This window comes from Pseudomonas sp. S3_A03 (assembly GCF_054668275.1).
The window spans coordinates 3,890,776-3,908,706 of sequence record NZ_CP162753.1; the positions used below are offsets into that span (position 1 = coordinate 3,890,776).

Consider the following 17,931-nt stretch of genomic DNA (forward strand, 5'->3'; position numbering starts at 1 on the left):
TTTCCAGGCACAAAAAAACCGACATCACTGTCGGTTTTTTTGTGGGTGCTCGCTATTTGACCAAGCGCCAGGTAAAGGGATAACGATAGGCAATGCCCTTGTTGGCCTTGATACCGCCAATGATCGTCATCACCACCGTCGCAATCGCCAGGGCGATCATCAGGAAAAACCCGATGACTGCGAACGCCAGCACCATGCAGACCAGCCAGGCAATGGCCACGGTGATCTGGAAGTTCAAGGCCTCCTTGCCCTGATCATCAATGAACGCATCCTTTTCCTTCCTGATTTGCCACAGGATCAGTGGCCCCACGACGCTGCCGAAGGGGAACACAAAGCCCAGGAACGCCGCAAAATGACACAGCATCGCCCCTTGGCGCGCCTCGTAGGACGGCGTGGGTACCAGTGGCTGAGTGTCATTCATGGCGTTTCTCCTTGAGGCCGATTCAGTCAGCCAGTGCGGCGTTTTGCAGTTCGAAGATTTCGTTCATGCCTTTCTGGGCCAGGGCCAGCATGGCGTTCAGCTCGGCCGGCTGGAATGGCGCGCCTTCGGCGGTGCCCTGCACTTCGATGAAACCACCGGTGCTGGTCATTACCACGTTCAGGTCGGTCTCGGCAGCCGAGTCTTCCAGGTAATCCAGATCCAGCACCGGCTCACCCTGATACATGCCCACCGAGACGGCGGCAATCATCTGCTTGAGCGGGTCGCCGCCCTTCAGGCCGCCACGCTTCTTGATCACCTTGAGTGCGTCGACCAGGGCCACCATGGCCCCGGTGATGGATGCAGTGCGGGTGCCGCCGTCAGCCTGGATCACATCGCAGTCGACGTACAGGGTCACATCGCCCAGCTTGGACATATCCAGGGCGGCGCGCAGGGAACGGCCGATCAGACGCTGGATTTCCAGGGTACGCCCGCCTTGCTTGCCACGGCTGGCTTCACGCTGGTTACGCTCGCCGGTGGCACGCGGCAGCATGCCGTATTCGGCGGTCAACCAGCCCTGGCCCTGGCCCTTGAGGAAACGCGGCACGCCGTTTTCGACGCTGACGGTGCAGATCACCTTGGTATCACCAAACTCGACCAATACGGATCCCTCGGCGTGTTTGGTGTAGTTGCGGGTGATGCGGATCGAGCGGAGCTGATCGGCAGCGCGACCACTTGGACGTTTCATAGGGGATACCTGTACGGGGGACGAAAAACTGCCGAGCATTATAGAGCCGCGAGCCGATTCGGGGCACTGCTAAAAAATTCGGTTACGAATGGTCAACTATTGCCCATTGTTTGGGCGCGCTCGGCCCACTGCGCTACAATCCTGCGCCTTCTTAACCATCAGCCCGTGTTTGCGGGACTGCAACGCGAGGTACCTCCATGGTGCACAGCATGACCGCCTTTGCCCGCGTCGAAAAAGCCGGCGCCCAAGGCACCCTGAGCTGGGAACTGCGCTCGGTCAACAGCCGCTACCTGGAGCCGCACCTGCGCCTGCCGGAATCGTTCCGCGACCTTGAAGGCGCCGTGCGTGAAGCCCTGCGCCAGGGCATATCCCGCGGCAAGCTGGAATGCACCCTGCGCTTTACCGAAGAGACCACCGGCAAACCGTTGCAGGTCGACCGCGACCGCGCCGCGCAACTGGTCGCCGCCGCCGAAACCATCGCCAGCCTGATCCAGCAGCCCGCCGCGCTCAACCCCCTGGAAGTGCTGGCCTGGCCCGGCGTGCTGGTGGCCGACGCCACCGACCCGCAAACCCTCAACGCCGAAGCCCTGGCCCTGTTCAACCAGGGCTTGAAGGAACTCAAGGCCGGCCGCGAACGCGAAGGCGCCGAGCTGGCACGCCTGATCAACGAGCGCCTGACTTCGATCGAAGCCGATGTCGTCACCCTGCGCGAGCTGGTCCCGCAAATGCTTGCCACCCAACGCCAGAAGGTGCTCGACCGCTTCACCGACATGAAGGCCGACCTGGACCCCGTGCGCCTGGAGCAGGAAATGGTCCTGCTGGCACAAAAGAGCGACGTCGCCGAAGAACTCGACCGTTTGAGCACCCATATTCTTGAAGTGCGGCGCGTGCTCAAGTCCGGCGGCGCCGCCGGTCGGCGCCTGGACTTCCTGATGCAGGAGCTCAACCGCGAAGCCAATACACTGGGCTCCAAGGCATTCGACCCGCGCAGCACCACCGCTGCGGTCAACCTCAAAGTGTTGATCGAGCAGATGCGCGAACAAGTACAGAATATTGAGTAAGGCAACCTCCATGACCCATAGCACCGGCACCCTTTACATCATTTCCGCCCCTTCGGGCGCGGGCAAAAGCAGCCTGGTCAAGGCGCTGACCGACACCAACGATCAGATCCGCATTTCGATCTCCCACACCACCCGCGCCATGCGCCCAGGCGAGGTGAACGGCGTGCATTATCACTTCGTCGAGCGCACCGAGTTCGTGAAGATGATCGAACACGGTGACTTCCTGGAGCGCGCCGAAGTGTTCGGCAACCTCTATGGCACCTCGCAAAGCCACCTGCAGCAGACCCTGGACGAAGGCCACGACCTGATTCTGGAGATCGATTGGCAGGGCGCCGAGCAAGTCCGCAAGCTGATGCCCCAGGCGCGCTCGATCTTCATCCTGCCGCCGTCGCTTGAAGCCTTGCACCAGCGCCTGACCAACCGCGGCCAGGACAGCGACGAGATCATCGAAGGCCGCATGCGTGAAGCCGTCAGCGAAATGAGCCACTACGTCGACTACGACTACCTGATCATCAATGACGATTTTTCCCACGCACTGGATGATCTAAAGGCGATTTTCCGCGCCAATCAGCTCCAGCAAAAGCGCCAACAGCAGCGTTTCGGCAAATTACTCGCCGAACTGCTGGGTTGAATGGCCCTTCCCAAAACCGCTGCAAGGCCTTTACATTGGCACTCGTAGCGGTTTTGCGAGGGCCTGAGAAAAATCAGCGCTTCCCTAAACGCTGGTGATTTTTTAAACTGCTCAGTCCGCTCGCCCAACCGGGCAGCGCGCATCTTGCATTCGCTCCGAGGAATACCATGGCCCGCGTAACCGTTGAAGACTGCCTAGAACACGTGGATAACCGCTTTGAGCTGGTCATGCTCTCTACCAAGCGTGCCCGTCAACTGGCCACTGGCGGCAAAGAGCCCCTGGTCCAGTGGGAAAACGACAAGCCTACCGTTGTGGCCCTGCGCGAAATCGCTGAAGGCCTGATGAGCTACGAGTTCATTGCCAACGCTGAAATCGTTGAAGACGAACCGCTGTTTGCAGCGTTCGAGGACGAGTCCAACGAGGCCGTCTAAGCCTATGCCTGGTCGACGTAGCACGGCGCGGGGTCACAGCCTTCGGCAGGAGTTCACACTTTGCCGAGCATAGACGCCCTCGCCGATCGCTTATCGACCTACCTCGGCCCCGACCAGGTCAACCTGGTCCGCCGAGCGTATTTCTACGCCGAACAAGCCCACGACGGCCAACGCCGCCGTAGCGGCGAGGCGTATGTCACGCATCCTCTTGCGGTGGCAAATATTCTTGCCGACATGCACATGGACCATCAGAGCCTGATGGCCGCGATGCTGCATGACGTGATCGAAGACACCGGCATCGCCAAGGAAGCGCTCAGTTCGCAATTTGGCGAGACCGTGGCCGAACTGGTCGACGGGGTCAGCAAACTGACCCAGATGAATTTCGAGACCAAGGCCGAAGCCCAGGCCGAAAACTTCCAGAAGATGGCCATGGCCATGGCCCGGGATATCCGGGTGATTCTGGTCAAGCTGGCCGACCGGCTGCACAACATGCGCACGCTGGAAGTGCTGTCCGGCGAAAAGCGCCGACGCATCGCCAAGGAAACCCTGGAAATCTACGCGCCCATCGCCAACCGGCTGGGCATGCACGCCATTCGAATCGAGTTCGAAGACCTCGGTTTCAAGGCCATGCACCCGATGCGTTCGGCGCGCATCTACCAGGCGGTCAAACGCGCCAGGGGCAATCGCAAGGAAATCGTCAACAAGATCGAAGAGTCGCTGAGCCATTGCCTGGCGATCGACGAGATTGAGGGCGAGGTCAGCGGACGGCAGAAGCACATCTACGGCATCTATAAGAAGATGCGCGGCAAGCGCCGGGCCTTCAACGAGATCATGGACGTATACGCGTTCAGGATCATCGTCGACAAGGTCGACACCTGCTACCGCGTGCTGGGCGCTGTACATAATTTGTACAAACCTCTGCCGGGCCGCTTCAAGGACTACATCGCGATTCCCAAGGCCAACGGCTACCAGTCGCTGCATACCACGCTGTTCGGTATGCACGGCGTACCGATCGAGATCCAGATCCGCACCCGCGAGATGGAAGAGATGGCCAACAATGGCATCGCCGCCCACTGGCTGTACAAATCCAGTGGCGACGAGCAGCCAAAAGGCACCCACGCCCGCGCCCGCCAATGGGTCAAAGGCGTGCTGGAAATGCAGCAACGCGCGGGCAACTCCCTCGAATTTATCGAAAGCGTGAAGATCGACCTGTTCCCGGACGAGGTCTACGTGTTCACGCCCAAAGGCCGGATCATGGAGCTGCCCAAAGGCTCCACGGCGGTCGACTTTGCCTACGCCGTGCATACCGATGTCGGCAACAGTTGCATTGCGTGCCGCATCAACCGGCGCCTGGCCCCGCTGTCCGAGCCGCTGCAAAGCGGCTCCACGGTGGAGATCGTCAGCGCACCGGGCGCACGGCCGAACCCAGCGTGGCTCAACTTCGTGGTCACCGGCAAGGCGCGCACGCACATCCGCCACGCGCTGAAACTGCAGCGCCGCTCCGAATCCATCAGCCTCGGCGAACGCCTGCTGAACAAGGTGCTCAACGGTTTCGACAGCGCCCTGGACAAGATCCCGCAAGAGCGCGTGCAAGCAATGCTCCACGAGTATCGCCAGGAGACCATCGAAGACCTGCTGGAAGATATTGGCCTGGGCAACCGCATGGCCTACGTGGTCGCCCGCCGCCTGCTCGGCGAAGGCGAACAGCTGCCAAGCCCGGAAGGCCCGCTGGCGATTCGCGGCACCGAGGGCCTGGTGCTCAGCTACGCCAAGTGCTGCACGCCGATCCCGGGCGACCCGATTGTCGGCCACTTGTCCGCGGGCAAAGGCATGGTGGTGCACCTGGACAACTGCCGCAACATCACCGAAATCCGCCACAACCCGGAAAAATGCATCCAGCTCTCCTGGGCCAAGGATGTCACCGGCGAGTTCAACGTCGAGCTGCGAGTAGAGCTGGAGCACCAGCGCGGCCTGATCGCCCTGCTGGCCAGCAGCGTCAACGCCGCTGACGGCAATATCGAGAAAATCAGCATGGACGAGCGCGATGGCCGCATCAGCGTGGTCCAGCTGGTGGTCAGCGTGCACGACCGCGTGCACCTGGCCCGCGTGATCAAGAAACTGCGCGCCTTGACCGGTGTGATCCGCATTACCCGCATGCGGGCATAGCCTTTCAGATAAGTCATCTCTTACAAGGAGTCATAAATGACCAAGACCGTTATCACCAGCGACAAAGCCCCGGCCGCCATCGGCACCTACTCCCAGGCGATCAAGGCGGGCAACACCGTCTATATGTCCGGCCAGATCCCGCTGGACCCGAAAACCATGGAGCTGGTGGAAGGCTTCGAAGCTCAGACCGTGCAGGTCTTCGAGAACCTCAAGTCCGTGGCCGAAGCCGCCGGCGGTTCGTTCAAGGACATCGTCAAGCTGAACATTTTCCTCACCGACCTGAGCCACTTCGCCAAGGTCAACGAGATCATGGGCAAGTACTTCGAACAGCCTTACCCAGCCCGCGCCGCCATCGGCGTTGCTGCCCTGCCAAAGGGCGCGCAGGTTGAGATGGACGCGATTCTGGTCATTGAGTAAAAACCCGGCGCAGCCTCTAACAGGCTGCGCCGACTTCGTTTTAAAGGATTTCATGATGCGCAAAGCGCTTGTAGCCACTTCGTTGCTCGCCCTGATGCTCGGCGGCTGCGCCAGCAACCCTGCCGACCTGGATGTGAGCGGCACCTGGATCAATCAGGTCGCCATCGATGCGGCAGCCAAGGGCGGCCCTTTGCGTGAAGCGTTGCAGAGCTTTGGCCCGAACCTCGAATGGGAGGTGAATACCAAGGCCTCCCAGGCACGCTACTACAACGGTTTCGAGGTTGCGGAAGGCAAGTTGCTCGGTGAGAAATCCGGCGCCTGGAGCGTGGACTTCTACGGCAGCTCCGCCACCGAACTCAAGCGTAAAGGCAAACAACTGCTGCAGGTGGCCAACGATAACGAGCCCGAACAGCTGTTTGCCCGCGCCAAAGAGCCCGCACCGGAAGGTGCACCGCTGGGTGCCAACTTCGAACGTGCGCTGTACGCAGCCTATATGGGCGGCGACTGGAAGATCAGCGACGGCTTCGGTAGCGGCGCTATCGTACAGTTCCAGGCGGACGGCAAAGTCGCCGGCCTGCCGGGGGTCGATCGCTATTCGCTGTGCCTGGCCGGAGACTGCGCCTCCATGAGCGGCGGTTATGACAGCATCTGGCTGCAGCTCAACGGCGTCGGCAACCCTTGGATCTTTGTGCGTAAAGGCAAGCAACTGGAGATATTCCAGGCGATCAATACCGCGCGGACGGACGAAGTGCCCCAGTTCACTCCCGGCCCCCGCCAGTGGCTGCTTGAAAAGCAATAAGCAACCCTACACAGATCCAAATGTGGGGGGGGTTGCTCCGATAGCGGTGCATCAGTCGACATCTCTTTGACTGATCTATCGCTATCGGGAGCAAGCCCCCTCCCACATTTTTGATCGCGTTTCAGCCTTTCAGAATCGCCGCGTAGCCTTCACGGTAAGTCGGATACCTCGGCTTCCAGCCCAGCGCCTTGGCGCGCGCATTGCTGCATTGCTTGCTGCCGGCACGGCGCACACTGGCGTCCTCGGACCACTCGGTAACCCCAAGATAGTCACGCAGCCAGGCCACCACCTCAGCCAACGGTGCTGGCGCGTCGTCGACGCCAATGTAGACCTTGTCCAACGAACCGCCCTGTTCCACATGACGCAACAAAAACGCCAGCAACCCCGCAGCGTCATCGGCGTGTATGCGGTTGCCATACAAAGGTGGGTCCACCGCCACACGGTAACCCTGGCGCACCTGGGTCAGCAGCCATTCGCGACCCGGGCCGTAAATACCGGTCAAGCGCACAATGCTCGCGGGTATGCCGCTGCTCAGTGCAACCTGCTCGGCTTCGAGCATGACTTGTCCGGAATACCCCTTAGCCTGAGTGTCCGAGGCTTCATCTACCCACTCACCGTTCTGCTGCCCGTAGACGCTGCTGCTGGACACAAACAGCAAGTGTTTGGGCGCCTGGCCGTAGTCTTCCAGCCACTCCAGCACGTGCTTCAAACCCTGAACGTAAGCAGCGCGATAGCCGGCTTCGTCGTGATCCGTCGCAGCGGCGCAATACACCAGATAATCCACGCCGCCGATGGGCCAAGTGTCGGGGCAGTCCTTTTTGAACAGGTCCCCGGCAATGCCGATGACGCCCTCAGGCAACCGCGAAATATCGCGGCGCAGGCCACGAACCTCCCATTCCGAGGCCAGCAATTGGCTAGCCAGCCGACTACCCACATCGCCGCATCCGGCAATCACAACAGAAGGTGCAGACATCACAAAACTCCGTATTCAAAGGTCTAGGTTAGCCTTCACAGCGGACCGGCGGCCAGAAAAAGCACAAATAAAGTTACTGTATTACTTCTGTTAACAAGAATTACTTGCAATAATGACCGCCCATTTGTCCTCGACCGTCCTAGGTCTGGTAGGGCGCTCACTCATTTTTTCTTCTCAGGTCCGGCCAGCATGACACGTAATACAACCCCCGCTTCGCCAACCAAGCCTCACAGCCCGTCCCGCGCCTGGCGCGCGATTGCTGCGATGCTGTTCAGCGTACTGCTGGCGCCGACCGCCGCATTCGCTGATGCCACCGCTCCAGCCACCCCGGTTGCCGCCGAGCAAAATGCCGCTGCCCCGGCCGCACCTGTCGCAGCGCCAGATGCCGCCAACCCGGCCGCGCCCGCCGACGCGCAAGACACCGGCGTCGTGCTGGAAGAAGACAACACCCTGGGCATGGCCCACGACCTGTCGCCATGGGGCATGTACCAGAACGCTGACGTCGTGGTGAAAGCCGTGATGATCGGCCTCGCCATCGCTTCGATCATCACGTGGACCATCTGGATCGCCAAGGGCTTCGAACTGCTGGGCGCCAAACGTCGTCTGCGCACTGAAATCGTCCACCTGAAGAAGGCGGCCACCCTCAAGGAAGCGAGTGAAAGCGCAACCAAAAAAGGCACACTGGCCAACCTGTTGGTGCACGACGCCCTGGAAGAAATGCGCCTGTCGGCCAATACCCGCGAAAAAGAAGGCATCAAGGAGCGTGTCAGCTTCCGCCTCGAGCGCCTGGTAGCGGCTTGCGGCCGTAACATGAGCAGCGGCACCGGCGTACTCGCCACTATCGGTTCCACCGCCCCCTTCGTCGGCCTGTTCGGCACCGTGTGGGGCATCATGAACAGCTTTATCGGCATCGCCAAAACCCAGACCACCAACCTCGCCGTCGTTGCCCCCGGCATCGCCGAAGCCCTGCTGGCCACGGCCCTGGGCCTGGTTGCCGCGATCCCTGCGGTGGTGATCTACAACGTCTTCGCCCGTTCGATTGCCGGCTACAAGGCCCAGGTATCCGACGCGTCGGCAGAAGTGTTGCTGCTGGTCAGCCGCGACCTCGATCACCTGCCTACCGAGCGCAGCTCGCAACCGCACATGGTGAAAGTGGGGTAATCGGCCATGGGCCTGCATTTGAATCAAGGCGACGACGAACTCGTCGAGAACCACGAAATCAACGTCACGCCGTTCATCGACGTGATGCTGGTATTGCTCATCATCTTCATGGTGGCCGCACCGCTGGCCACCGTGGATATCAAGGTCGACCTCCCTGCGTCCAGCGCCAAGCCCGCGCCGCGGCCGGAGAAGCCGATCTTCCTCAGCGTCAAGGCGGACCAACGCCTGTTCCTGGGTGAAGAAGAAGTGAAAACCGAAACCCTGGGCCCGGTGCTCGACGCCAAGACCCAAGGCAAGAAGGACACGACGATCTTCTTCCAGGCCGACAAAGGCGTGGATTACGGCGACCTGATGAGCGTGATGGATGCCTTGCGGGCAGCCGGCTACCTCAAGGTGGGCCTGGTCGGACTTGAGACGGCAGCCAAGAAATGATCACGACGCGCCACAAACTGACGCGTTATGGCACCAGCCTCGCCGTCGTGCTGGGCGTGCATGCCGTCGCGATTGCCATCGCGCTCCACTGGTCGGCGCCGCGCACGGTGCAACTGCCACCGGCCGCCATGGTCATCGACCTGGCACCGATGCCCGCGCCACCGCCGCCGGCCCCGCCGAAAGTGGTCACGCCGCCGCAGCCGCCCGCTCCGGTAGAAGAGTTGCCTTTGCCGAAACTGGCCGAGGCGCCCAAGCCGACGATCCAGGTGCCTAAGCCGGTCAAGCCCAAGCCCAAACCTCAGCCGCCCAAGCCGATAGAGAAAAAGATCGAACCGCCCAAGGAAAAACCTTCCGAGGACCCACCGAGCGACGCGCCGCCAACCCAGGCGCCCGCTGAAAAATCGGCCCAGCCGGTGCCTGGCCCATCGCCGCAGCAGATCGCAGCCAAGGCATCCTGGGAAGGCACCCTGTTGGCGCACTTGCAGAAGTACAAGAAGTACCCGCCAGGCGCTCAGGCCCGTGGCAAGGAAGGCCTGAACCGCCTGAAATTCGTCGTCGATGCCGATGGCAACGTACTGTCCTACGAGTTGGTGGGCCGTTCCGGCAACGCCGACCTGGACCGTGCAACCCTGGACATGATCCGTCGTGCCCAACCGCTGCCCAAGCCACCGGCTGACATGTTGAAAGGTGGCAGTATCGAGATCGTTGCACCGTTCGTGTACAACATCGAAAACGTCGACGCTAAGCCTCTGCGTGGGCACTCTCGGGTGCCCACGGTTGCCGCTCCCTCCCCTCGCACAGCCTTCAACCTGAACCGGGATTGAACAGGTTGTGTGCACACCCAATCTTCACTTGTAACACTTCATTGCAACGCCAATCATCCGCGAACAGTTCTCATTAGTGGATAGCCGGTGTGCGCAACCTCGCCCGATTGACCCTCGCCCTGCTTGCGTTTCCGGTCGCCGCCCAGGCCGATCGACTGGTCACGCTGGACATTCAAAACCACACCTTCACCCCTTCAAGCTTCGAAGTGCCTGCGGGCGAACGCTTTCGGATCCAGCTCACCAGCCATGACGAGAGCGTCGATGAGTTCGAAAGCTATGACATGAAGTTCGAAAAAATCATTGTTCCCGGCAACACCGTCACGGTGTTCGCCGGCCCGCTGCACCCAGGCACCTACACCTTCTTCGATGACTACCACCCAGACCAGGCCAAAGGCACGGTCACCGCCATCGCGGCGAAGGAGTAGGCCATGCTCGCGTGTCTATTGATTGTGTTTCGCGAAGTGCTGGAAGCCGGGATCGTGGTCGGGATCGTCATGGCCGCCACCCAGGGGCTGGCGCGACGCGGCCTGTTTATCGGCGGCGGGATCGCCGCAGGCGTATTGGGTGCGGGCCTTCTGGCGCTGTTTACCGGGGCAATCACCCAGGCGCTGCAAGGGTTCGGTCAAGAAATTTTCAACGCGGCGATTCTGATCGTGGCGGTCTTCATGCTCGGCTGGCACAACCTGTGGATGGCCACCCATGGACGTGAGCTGGCGGCACAACTGCGCAGCGCCGGCAATGCGGTGCTGCGTGGGGAAAAATCACTCTGGGCGCTCGCTGTGGTGATCACCGTGGCGGTGTTGCGCGAAGGCTCCGAGATCGTCCTGTTCCTGTATGGCATTGCCGCCTCGACCCACACCGACCCACTGACGATGCTGGCCGGCGGCGTGCTTGGCATCTTCGCCGGCGCAGCGCTGTCGTGGCTGCTGTATCGCGGCCTGATCGCCGTCAGCCTCAAGCGCCTGTTCTCGATCACCGCCTGGATGATCGCGCTGCTCGCCGCCGGTATGGCCGGACGCGCCGCCGCGATCCTCGCCGGTATCGACCTGATTCCTGCCTGGGGCTATCAGCTCTGGGACACTTCCTGGCTGGTGTCCGACGCCAGCCTCACCGGCAGGGCGCTGCAAGCGCTGGTGGGCTACACCGATCGACCGCTGGGTGTTCAGCTGGTTGCCTGGGTGGTCACGTTGCTGCTTCTGGTGACGGGCAGTCGATTGCTTCACTCACGTTCCACCTCCCACGGAGCTACCCCATGAAACCTTTGAGCAAACCCTTGGCCGCCGCGTTGATACTCGTCGGCGGCGCGGCCATGTCCACCCTCGCCCAAGCCCGCGAATACCCGATTGGCGGCCCGGTGCAGGCCAATGACATGGAAATCGCATCGTCCTACCTGGTGGGCATCGAAATGGCGCCCATGCCGCCAGGCATGGTCATGAGCAAGGACTCGGTACACCTGGAAACCGACGTCCACGCCACCGCCGATAACAAGTACGGCCTGGCCAACGGTGAATGGGTACCGTACCTGACCATCACCTACTCGCTGATCAAGCAAGGCGCGCCGGACTACAAGGAGATCGGCACGCTGCTGCCGATGGTCGCCAAAGACGGTGCCCATTATGCCAACAACGTGAAGATGGACGGCCCCGGCACGTACACCGTGGTACTGCGCTACGAAAGCCCGCAGATCAAGGGATTTTTCCATCACGTCGACAAGGAAACCGGTGTGCCTGAATGGTGGTCCCCCTTCACCAAAACCTTCACATTCAAGTACCCACAGAGTTGAGTCCCTGCTTACGACAGCCGATTAGCGGGTGTCGTAAGCACCACTGTGTCTGATAACGTGCGTCTATCGATTGCAGCCGGTATGCTTGGCCCGCAACCTCATGGACGCCCGCTATGACTCTTACAGAATTACGCTACATCGTGACCCTCGCCCAAGAACAACACTTCGGCCACGCGGCTGAGCGTTGCCACGTCAGCCAGCCGACGCTGTCGGTGGGCGTGAAAAAGCTTGAAGACGAACTCGGTGTGCTGATTTTCGAGCGCAGCAAAAGCGCCGTGCGCCTCACTCCCGTGGGCGAAGGTATCGTGGCCCAGGCTCAAAAAGTACTGGAGCAAGCGCAGAGCATTCGCGAGCTGGCCCAGGCCGGCAAGAACCAGCTGACTGCCCCGCTCAAGGTCGGCGCGATCTACACCGTCGGCCCGTATCTGTTCCCGCACCTGATCCCGCAACTGCACCGCGTTGCCCCGCAGATGCCGCTGTATATCGAAGAAAACTTCACCCACGTATTGCGCGACAAACTGCGCAACGGCGAGCTGGACGCGATCATCATCGCCCTGCCGTTCAACGAGGCGGACGTACTCACCCTGCAGCTCTACGACGAGCCCTTCCAGGTGCTGATGCCCGCCTCACACCCGTGGACCCAGAAAACCACCATCGACGCCGGGCTGCTCAACGACAAGAGCCTGCTGCTGCTGGGCGAAGGCCACTGCTTCCGCGACCAGGTGCTGGAAGCCTGCCCAACCCTCACCAAGGGCAACGACGGCGCCAAGCACACCACGGTGGAGTCCAGCTCCCTGGAAACCATCCGCCACATGGTCGCCTCCGGCCTGGGTATCTCGATCCTGCCGCTGTCGGCGGTGGACAGCCATCACTACGCCCCCGGCGTGATCGAAGTGCGCCCACTGACGCCGCCGGTGCCGTTCCGTACCGTGGCGATCGCCTGGCGCGCGAGTTTCCCGCGGCCCAAAGCGATTGAGATCCTCGCCGACTCGATCCGCCTGTGCTCGGTGGCCAAGCCGCCTGCCGCTGCGAGCTGAAAACCGTATGACCGAGTTGTCGCAGGTGTCGGTGACGGCACTCAAGGGTGTCGGTGAAGCCATGGCCGAGAAGTTGGCCAAGGTCGGCCTGGAAAACCTCCAGGACGTGCTGTTCCACCTGCCCCTGCGCTACCAGGACCGCACCCGCGTGGTACCCATCGGCCAATTGCGCCCTGGGCAGGATGCGGTGGTCGAAGGCACGGTCAGCGGCGCCGACGTGGTGATGGGCAAGCGTCGCAGCCTGGTCGTGCGCCTGCAGGACGGCACCGGCGGCCTGAGCCTGCGCTTCTACCATTTCAGCAACGCGCAGAAGGACGGCCTCAAGCGGGGTACCCGCGTACGCTGCTACGGCGAAGCGCGCCCCGGGGCGTCCGGCCTGGAGATCTACCACCCTGAATACCGTGCGATTACCGGCGACGAACCGCCGCCGGTAGACACCACCCTCACGCCGATCTATCCGCTTACCGAAGGCCTTACCCAGCAGCGCCTGCGCCAGCTATGCATGCAGACGCTGACGATGCTCGGCCCCAAGAGCCTGCCCGACTGGCTGCCCCTGGAACTGGCCCGCGATTATCAATTGGCGCCGCTGGATGACGCGATTCGCTATTTGCATAACCCGCCGGCCGATGCCGATGTCGACGAACTGGCCCTGGGTCATCACTGGGCCCAGCACCGCCTGGCTTTCGAAGAACTGCTCACCCATCAGTTGTCCCAGCAACGCCTGCGCGAAAGCATGCGTTCCCTGCGCGCGCCGGCGATGCCCAAGGCCACGCGCCTGCCCGCGCAATACCTGGCCAACCTCGGTTTTGCGCCCACCGGTGCCCAGCAGCGCGTTGGCAATGAAATCGCCTACGACCTCAGCCAGCAAGAGCCGATGCTGCGTCTGATCCAGGGCGACGTGGGCGCCGGCAAGACCGTGGTCGCCGCCCTCGCCGCCTTGCAGGCACTGGAGGCGGGCTATCAGGTGGCGTTGATGGCGCCAACCGAGATCCTTGCCGAGCAGCACTTCATCACCTTCAAGCGCTGGCTCGAACCGCTGGGCCTGGAAGTGGCATGGCTGGCCGGCAAGCTCAAGGGCAAGAACCGCGCAGCGGCCCTGGAACAGATCGCCGGCGGCGCGCCGATGGTGGTGGGCACCCACGCGCTGTTCCAGGACGAAGTGCAGTTCAAGAACCTGGCCCTGGTGATCATCGACGAGCAACACCGCTTCGGCGTGCAACAACGCCTGGCCCTGCGCCAAAAAGGCGTGGGCGGGCGCATGAACCCGCACCAGTTGATCATGACCGCCACACCCATCCCCCGCACCCTGGCCATGAGCGCCTACGCCGACCTCGACACCTCGATCCTCGACGAACTGCCGCCAGGGCGTACCCCGGTCAACACCGTGCTGGTCACCGACACCCGGCGGGTGGAAGTGATTGAACGCGTACGCGGCGCGTGCGCAGAAGGGCGCCAGGCGTATTGGGTGTGCACGCTGATCGAAGAGTCCGAAGAGCTGACCTGCCAGGCCGCCGAAACCACCTTCGAGGACCTCACCAGCGCCCTCGGCGAACTCAAGGTCGGGCTGATTCACGGGCGCATGAAACCAGTGGAAAAAGCGGCGGTGATGGCCGAATTCAAGGCCGGCAATCTGCAATTGCTGGTGGCCACCACGGTGATTGAAGTCGGCGTGGACGTGCCCAACGCCAGCTTGATGATCATCGAAAACCCAGAGCGCCTGGGCCTGGCGCAACTGCACCAGCTGCGCGGCCGCGTGGGCCGGGGCAGTGCGGCCAGCCACTGCGTATTGTTGTATCACCCTCCGCTGTCGCAGATCGGCCGTCAGCGCCTGGGCATCATGCGCGAGACCAACGACGGTTTTGTCATTGCCGAAAAAGACCTGGAACTGCGCGGCCCCGGCGAAATGCTCGGTACTCGCCAGACCGGCCTGTTGCAATTCAAGGTCGCCGACCTGATGCGTGACGCCGATTTGTTGCCTGCCGTACGCGATGCGGCGCAAGCCCTGCTGGAACGCTGGCCGGATCACGTCAGCCCGCTGCTGGATCGCTGGCTGCGCCACGGGCAGCAATACGGCCAAGTGTGACGCCTGACTCACTTAAGCGACCTACAGATGTATCAAGCTGGTTATACTTCGGTGACTGTACGAATTTGGATCAGGCCATGTCAGAAGTTGCTCTCGCCACAGCCCCACTGACCGCCCCGCCGGTCATTCGGGCTCTGCTCGCAAAACTCGCCATCCCCTACGCGGAAGTCATCGAACATCCGGGCCTGAATCCAGCACGAAAGGTCCAGGCGGTGCTGCTGGAAGATGCGGTGGGCGCACTGATGGTGCTGTTTCCGCAAAACCAGTTGCTCGACCTCAACCGCCTCACCGAACTCACCGGCCGCCGCCTCACGGCGGTGCCGCCGGAACGCGTCAGGCGCATGCTGGACAAGCATGAGCTGAGCCTGCTGCCCGGGTTGCCGGCACTTACCAGTTCGCCATGTCTGTACGAAGGCAGCCTGCTCAACGAGCCGAGTCTGCTGGTGCACTCTGGCGAAGCCGGGTTACTGCTGGAAATCGCCAGTGACGCCTTCAAAACCATGCTCACCAAGGCCAGCGCCGCGCAGTTCGGCGAGCCGCTGAGCAATATCCGCCCCAACCTCGACCGCCCCAACGATGACCGCGAGGAAATCACTCAGGCCATGCAGGCGTTCACCGCGCGCCGCATTCAGCAGCGCCTGGAAGCGACTATCGAGATTCCGCCGCTGGCCGACACCGCGCAAAAGATCATCAAGCTGCGCGTGGACCCCAATGCGACCATCGACGACATCACCGGCGTGGTCGAAACCGACCCGGCGCTGGCGGCTCAAGTGGTGAGCTGGGCAGCGTCCCCGTACTACGCATCACCGGGCAAGATCCGCTCGGTGGAAGACGCCATCGTCCGCGTGCTGGGCTTTGACCTGGTCATCAACCTGGCGCTGGGCCTGGCCCTGGGCAAAACCCTGAGCCTGCCCAAAGATCACCCCCACCAGGCCACGCCGTACTGGCACCAGTCGATCTACACCGCCGCCGTGATCGAAGGCCTGACCCGTGCCATGCCCCGCGCCCAGCGCCCGGAAGCCGGCCTGACTTACCTCGCCGGCCTGCTGCACAACTTCGGTTACCTGCTGCTGGCCCACGTGTTTCCGCCGCACTTCTCACTGATCTGCCGCCATCTGGAGGTCAACCCGCACCTGTGCCACAGCTACGTGGAACAGCACCTGCTGGGGATCAGCCGCGAACAGATCGGTGCCTGGCTGATGCGCTATTGGGACATGCCGGATGAACTGTCCACCGCCCTGCGCTTCCAGCACGACCCGACCTACGACGGCCAATACGCCGAATACCCGAACCTGGTGTGCCTGGCCGTGCGCCTGTTGCGCAGCCGCGGGATTGGATCCGGGCCGGATGAAACCATCCCGGATGCGTTGCTGGAGCGTCTGGGCTTGAGCCGCGAAAAGGCTGAGGAAGTGGTCGCCAAGGTGCTGGACGCCGAAGTGCTGTTGCGAGAGCTGGCCTCTCAGTTCAGCCAAGGCTGAATGTATAACCTGTCAGGCCGCTATCGGGAGCAACTCGGTTTTACTGAAAAACCTCAGCTCTTCTTTTTCTTCGGCCGCAAATACTTGGTCAACCCCTGGAACCAGATCACCAGCGCCGGGTTGCCCTTGATCTGGATCGACTTGTCCTGAATCCCCGTCATGAACGCCAATTGCTTATTCTTCGCCTGCATCGTGGCGAAGCCGTAGGCCGCATCCTTGAACGCAATCGCGAACGCCGGCGCCGGGTGAACCCCTGAGCGGCTGGTAATACGCTGGTCTTTGACGATGAAGTGACGGGCAACCTTGCCGTCGAGGGTCTGCAACTGGAACGCCAGGTCTTTGTCACCCAACTGTTGCTGGAAGGCAGGATTGGTGCGGCTGGCTTTGCCCATCATCAGGCCCAGCACCCACAAGAGAAGACGAAATTTCATGCACGCGGCCTCGGTGTCATTATTAAGTGGCCGCAGCAGTGTAACCAATTGCAAGCAGAACGCCACCGATCTAGCGCTTTAGGCGCAGATCGGCTGGCGTTTAACGCTTATAGCAACATCTTACTCAAACGTTAGGGCAAGGTACCGGTGCCCAATCGGCCAGGTTTGGATCGCGGCAGGTGCCTTCGATCTGTGCCTTGCCGGCGCTGGCGACCTTCTTGCTTTCATCTTGCTTGGTCTGGGCGGCCTGGAAGGTTTTCTCGGTGGACACCGCTTCGGTCGGTACGGTTGGCAGCGGCGGCTTCTTCGGCGGCTTGGTACCGGTGCCTTTCTTCTTGTTGGCCGGCGGCACGACAGGCGTTACATCGGCCTTGGCCACGGTGACCACGTCGGCACGCTGCACGCCGACCTGTTGCAGGTCTTTCTCGTAGGCCTGGGTGTAGTTGTTCAGGTCTTCGGCAGCCTTGCCATTGACCGCAACGATCAGGTCATTGGATTCCTTCAGGCCCGCGACGATTTCCGCCAGGCGCTTGCGGCCTTCGGTGTCGTTGACCGTCTTGGCCTTGCGGTCCGAGACCAGCTTGGTGAACGCGCTCTGGTAGCACTGCTGGGACGCCTTGGCATACGCCGTGCTGCGATCGATATCGGAAGCGCTTTTGTTCACGTCAGCGGCATAGGAGGCGATGCGCTGGTTGTCATCGGCGATCTGCTTCTGACGCTCGGTGTAGTAACCCGCCGCGCCGCCGGCCAGGGCACCACCGGCTGCGCCGATCGCGGCGTTACGACCGCGCTTTTCCTTGTCGCCGGTCAGGGCGCCCAGCAAGGCACCGCCGGCAGCGCCGATGGCCGCGCCAGTGACAACCGACTTGGTCATGTTCGAATCGGTGGCACGCAGGTGCTGTACCGGCTCGTAGCAGTTGGGGTAGTACTCGACTTTGTGCTGGACGCGACCTTGGAGGCCGGCGATGTCGCACAACCGGTCAGCACCGTGCTGAAGCCGGCCGCGATCAGCAGCAAATGACGCTTGGAAACCGCCTTACGGGAAAAAAGCATAAGTT

Annotated in this window: 18 protein-coding genes and 2 pseudogenes; 15 read left to right on the forward strand and 5 right to left on the reverse strand. The window is 61.9% G+C overall.

Features of this window, described 5'->3' with window-relative positions; translation table 11 throughout:
* Positions 1–52: 52 nt before the first annotated feature.
* Complete coding sequence (locus AB4O25_RS17865) at positions 53–421, reverse strand: DUF4870 domain-containing protein (protein ID WP_017526813.1); 369 nt, start codon at positions 419–421, stop codon at positions 53–55.
* A gap of 22 nt (positions 422–443) precedes the next feature.
* On the reverse strand, positions 444–1,166 hold the full coding sequence (gene rph / locus AB4O25_RS17870; RefSeq protein ID WP_017526812.1) for a ribonuclease PH: 723 nt from the start codon (positions 1,164–1,166) through the stop codon (positions 444–446).
* 197 nt (positions 1,167–1,363) lie between these two features.
* Here rph and AB4O25_RS17875 point away from each other — a divergent pair, with 197 nt between their 5' ends.
* The 6 genes from AB4O25_RS17875 (at position 1,364) to AB4O25_RS17900 (ending at position 6,671) form a co-directional block, all read left to right on the forward strand.
* On the forward strand, positions 1,364–2,227 hold the full coding sequence (locus AB4O25_RS17875) for a YicC/YloC family endoribonuclease (RefSeq protein WP_065879254.1): 864 nt from the start codon (positions 1,364–1,366) through the stop codon (positions 2,225–2,227).
* Between the two features lie 10 nt (positions 2,228–2,237).
* Entirely contained in the window at positions 2,238–2,858 is a 621-nt protein-coding gene (gmk, locus tag AB4O25_RS17880) for a guanylate kinase (protein WP_017526810.1), read from the forward strand.
* A gap of 167 nt (positions 2,859–3,025) precedes the next feature.
* Complete coding sequence (gene rpoZ / locus AB4O25_RS17885) at positions 3,026–3,289, forward strand: DNA-directed RNA polymerase subunit omega (RefSeq protein ID WP_003176920.1); 264 nt, start codon at positions 3,026–3,028, stop codon at positions 3,287–3,289.
* A 60-nt stretch (positions 3,290–3,349) separates the two neighbouring features.
* Positions 3,350–5,455: a bifunctional GTP diphosphokinase/guanosine-3',5'-bis pyrophosphate 3'-pyrophosphohydrolase gene (gene spoT / locus AB4O25_RS17890; RefSeq protein WP_003176921.1), complete on the forward strand. Its 2,106-nt coding sequence runs from the start codon at positions 3,350–3,352 to the stop codon at positions 5,453–5,455.
* Between the two features lie 36 nt (positions 5,456–5,491).
* Positions 5,492–5,872, forward strand: coding sequence for a RidA family protein (locus tag AB4O25_RS17895; protein WP_003176922.1), 381 nt, complete (start codon positions 5,492–5,494; stop codon positions 5,870–5,872).
* A gap of 55 nt (positions 5,873–5,927) precedes the next feature.
* On the forward strand, positions 5,928–6,671 hold the full coding sequence (locus AB4O25_RS17900; protein WP_017526809.1) for a hypothetical protein: 744 nt from the start codon (positions 5,928–5,930) through the stop codon (positions 6,669–6,671).
* 121 nt (positions 6,672–6,792) lie between these two features.
* On the opposite strand, the gene AB4O25_RS17905 is transcribed toward AB4O25_RS17900, so the two are convergent.
* Positions 6,793–7,644: an SDR family oxidoreductase gene (locus AB4O25_RS17905; RefSeq protein WP_460149831.1), complete on the reverse strand. Its 852-nt coding sequence runs from the start codon at positions 7,642–7,644 to the stop codon at positions 6,793–6,795.
* Positions 7,645–7,833: 189 nt separating this feature from the next.
* Here AB4O25_RS17905 and exbB point away from each other — a divergent pair, with 189 nt between their 5' ends.
* From exbB to AB4O25_RS17950, 9 genes and pseudogenes are all read left to right on the forward strand, one after another.
* Positions 7,834–8,805 carry a tonB-system energizer ExbB gene (gene exbB / locus AB4O25_RS17910; RefSeq protein WP_065879252.1) on the forward strand — a complete coding sequence of 324 codons (972 nt, stop codon included), beginning with the start codon at positions 7,834–7,836 and terminating at the stop codon, positions 8,803–8,805.
* A gap of 6 nt (positions 8,806–8,811) precedes the next feature.
* Entirely contained in the window at positions 8,812–9,237 is a 426-nt protein-coding gene (gene exbD, locus AB4O25_RS17915) for a TonB system transport protein ExbD (protein ID WP_017526806.1), read from the forward strand.
* A pseudogene (locus AB4O25_RS17920) lies at positions 9,234–9,968 on the forward strand (TonB family protein); the annotation flags it as partial. The gene exbD and the pseudogene AB4O25_RS17920, both read left to right, overlap by 4 nt.
* A 182-nt stretch (positions 9,969–10,150) precedes the next feature.
* Complete coding sequence (locus AB4O25_RS17925; RefSeq protein ID WP_017526804.1) at positions 10,151–10,486, forward strand: cupredoxin domain-containing protein; 336 nt, start codon at positions 10,151–10,153, stop codon at positions 10,484–10,486.
* Positions 10,487–10,489: 3 nt separating this feature from the next.
* Positions 10,490–11,317 (forward strand): FTR1 family iron permease, encoded by an 828-nt coding sequence (locus tag AB4O25_RS17930; protein WP_017526803.1) that lies wholly within the window; start codon positions 10,490–10,492, stop codon positions 11,315–11,317.
* Positions 11,314–11,844 (forward strand): iron transporter, encoded by a 531-nt coding sequence (locus tag AB4O25_RS17935; protein ID WP_017526802.1) that lies wholly within the window; start codon positions 11,314–11,316, stop codon positions 11,842–11,844. The genes AB4O25_RS17930 and AB4O25_RS17935 overlap by 4 nt, the downstream gene beginning before the upstream one ends.
* A gap of 113 nt (positions 11,845–11,957) precedes the next feature.
* Entirely contained in the window at positions 11,958–12,881 is a 924-nt protein-coding gene (locus tag AB4O25_RS17940; RefSeq protein ID WP_003176928.1) for a hydrogen peroxide-inducible genes activator, read from the forward strand.
* A 7-nt stretch (positions 12,882–12,888) separates the two neighbouring features.
* A complete protein-coding gene (gene recG, locus AB4O25_RS17945; RefSeq protein ID WP_017526801.1) occupies positions 12,889–14,964 on the forward strand; it encodes an ATP-dependent DNA helicase RecG in 2,076 nt (691 codons plus the stop codon).
* Between the two features lie 77 nt (positions 14,965–15,041).
* Positions 15,042–16,442 (forward strand): aminoacyl-tRNA deacylase and HDOD domain-containing protein, encoded by a 1,401-nt coding sequence (locus AB4O25_RS17950; RefSeq protein WP_017526800.1) that lies wholly within the window; start codon positions 15,042–15,044, stop codon positions 16,440–16,442.
* Positions 16,443–16,495: 53 nt separating this feature from the next.
* Here AB4O25_RS17950 and AB4O25_RS17955 read toward each other — a convergent pair whose 3' ends face one another.
* Both AB4O25_RS17955 and tagQ read right to left on the reverse strand, forming a co-directional pair.
* Positions 16,496–16,873 carry a helicase gene (locus AB4O25_RS17955; RefSeq protein ID WP_267863769.1) on the reverse strand — a complete coding sequence of 126 codons (378 nt, stop codon included), beginning with the start codon at positions 16,871–16,873 and terminating at the stop codon, positions 16,496–16,498.
* A 124-nt stretch (positions 16,874–16,997) separates the two neighbouring features.
* Positions 16,998–17,926 (reverse strand): annotated as a pseudogene (gene tagQ, locus AB4O25_RS17960) (type VI secretion system-associated lipoprotein TagQ).
* Positions 17,927–17,931 lie beyond the last annotated feature (5 nt).

Excerpts from the sequence above, each read along its gene's own strand:
- AB4O25_RS17865 (WP_017526813.1), bottom strand. The coding sequence starts at position 421 with ATGAATGACACTCAGCCACTGGTACCCACGCCGTCCTACGAGGCGCGC.
- rph (WP_017526812.1), bottom strand. The coding sequence starts at position 1,166 with ATGAAACGTCCAAGTGGTCGCGCTGCCGATCAGCTCCGCTCGATCCGC.
- AB4O25_RS17875 (WP_065879254.1), top strand. The coding sequence starts at position 1,364 with ATGGTGCACAGCATGACCGCCTTTGCCCGCGTCGAAAAAGCCGGCGCC.
- gmk (WP_017526810.1), top strand. The coding sequence starts at position 2,238 with ATGACCCATAGCACCGGCACCCTTTACATCATTTCCGCCCCTTCGGGC.
- rpoZ (WP_003176920.1), top strand. The coding sequence starts at position 3,026 with ATGGCCCGCGTAACCGTTGAAGACTGCCTAGAACACGTGGATAACCGC.
- AB4O25_RS17895 (WP_003176922.1), top strand. The coding sequence starts at position 5,492 with ATGACCAAGACCGTTATCACCAGCGACAAAGCCCCGGCCGCCATCGGC.
- AB4O25_RS17900 (WP_017526809.1), top strand. The coding sequence starts at position 5,928 with ATGCGCAAAGCGCTTGTAGCCACTTCGTTGCTCGCCCTGATGCTCGGC.
- AB4O25_RS17905 (WP_460149831.1), bottom strand. The coding sequence starts at position 7,644 with ATGTCTGCACCTTCTGTTGTGATTGCCGGATGCGGCGATGTGGGTAGT.
- exbB (WP_065879252.1), top strand. The coding sequence starts at position 7,834 with ATGACACGTAATACAACCCCCGCTTCGCCAACCAAGCCTCACAGCCCG.
- exbD (WP_017526806.1), top strand. The coding sequence starts at position 8,812 with ATGGGCCTGCATTTGAATCAAGGCGACGACGAACTCGTCGAGAACCAC.
- AB4O25_RS17930 (WP_017526803.1), top strand. The coding sequence starts at position 10,490 with ATGCTCGCGTGTCTATTGATTGTGTTTCGCGAAGTGCTGGAAGCCGGG.
- AB4O25_RS17935 (WP_017526802.1), top strand. The coding sequence starts at position 11,314 with ATGAAACCTTTGAGCAAACCCTTGGCCGCCGCGTTGATACTCGTCGGC.
- AB4O25_RS17940 (WP_003176928.1), top strand. The coding sequence starts at position 11,958 with ATGACTCTTACAGAATTACGCTACATCGTGACCCTCGCCCAAGAACAA.
- recG (WP_017526801.1), top strand. The coding sequence starts at position 12,889 with ATGACCGAGTTGTCGCAGGTGTCGGTGACGGCACTCAAGGGTGTCGGT.
- AB4O25_RS17950 (WP_017526800.1), top strand. The coding sequence starts at position 15,042 with ATGTCAGAAGTTGCTCTCGCCACAGCCCCACTGACCGCCCCGCCGGTC.
- AB4O25_RS17955 (WP_267863769.1), bottom strand. The coding sequence starts at position 16,873 with ATGAAATTTCGTCTTCTCTTGTGGGTGCTGGGCCTGATGATGGGCAAA.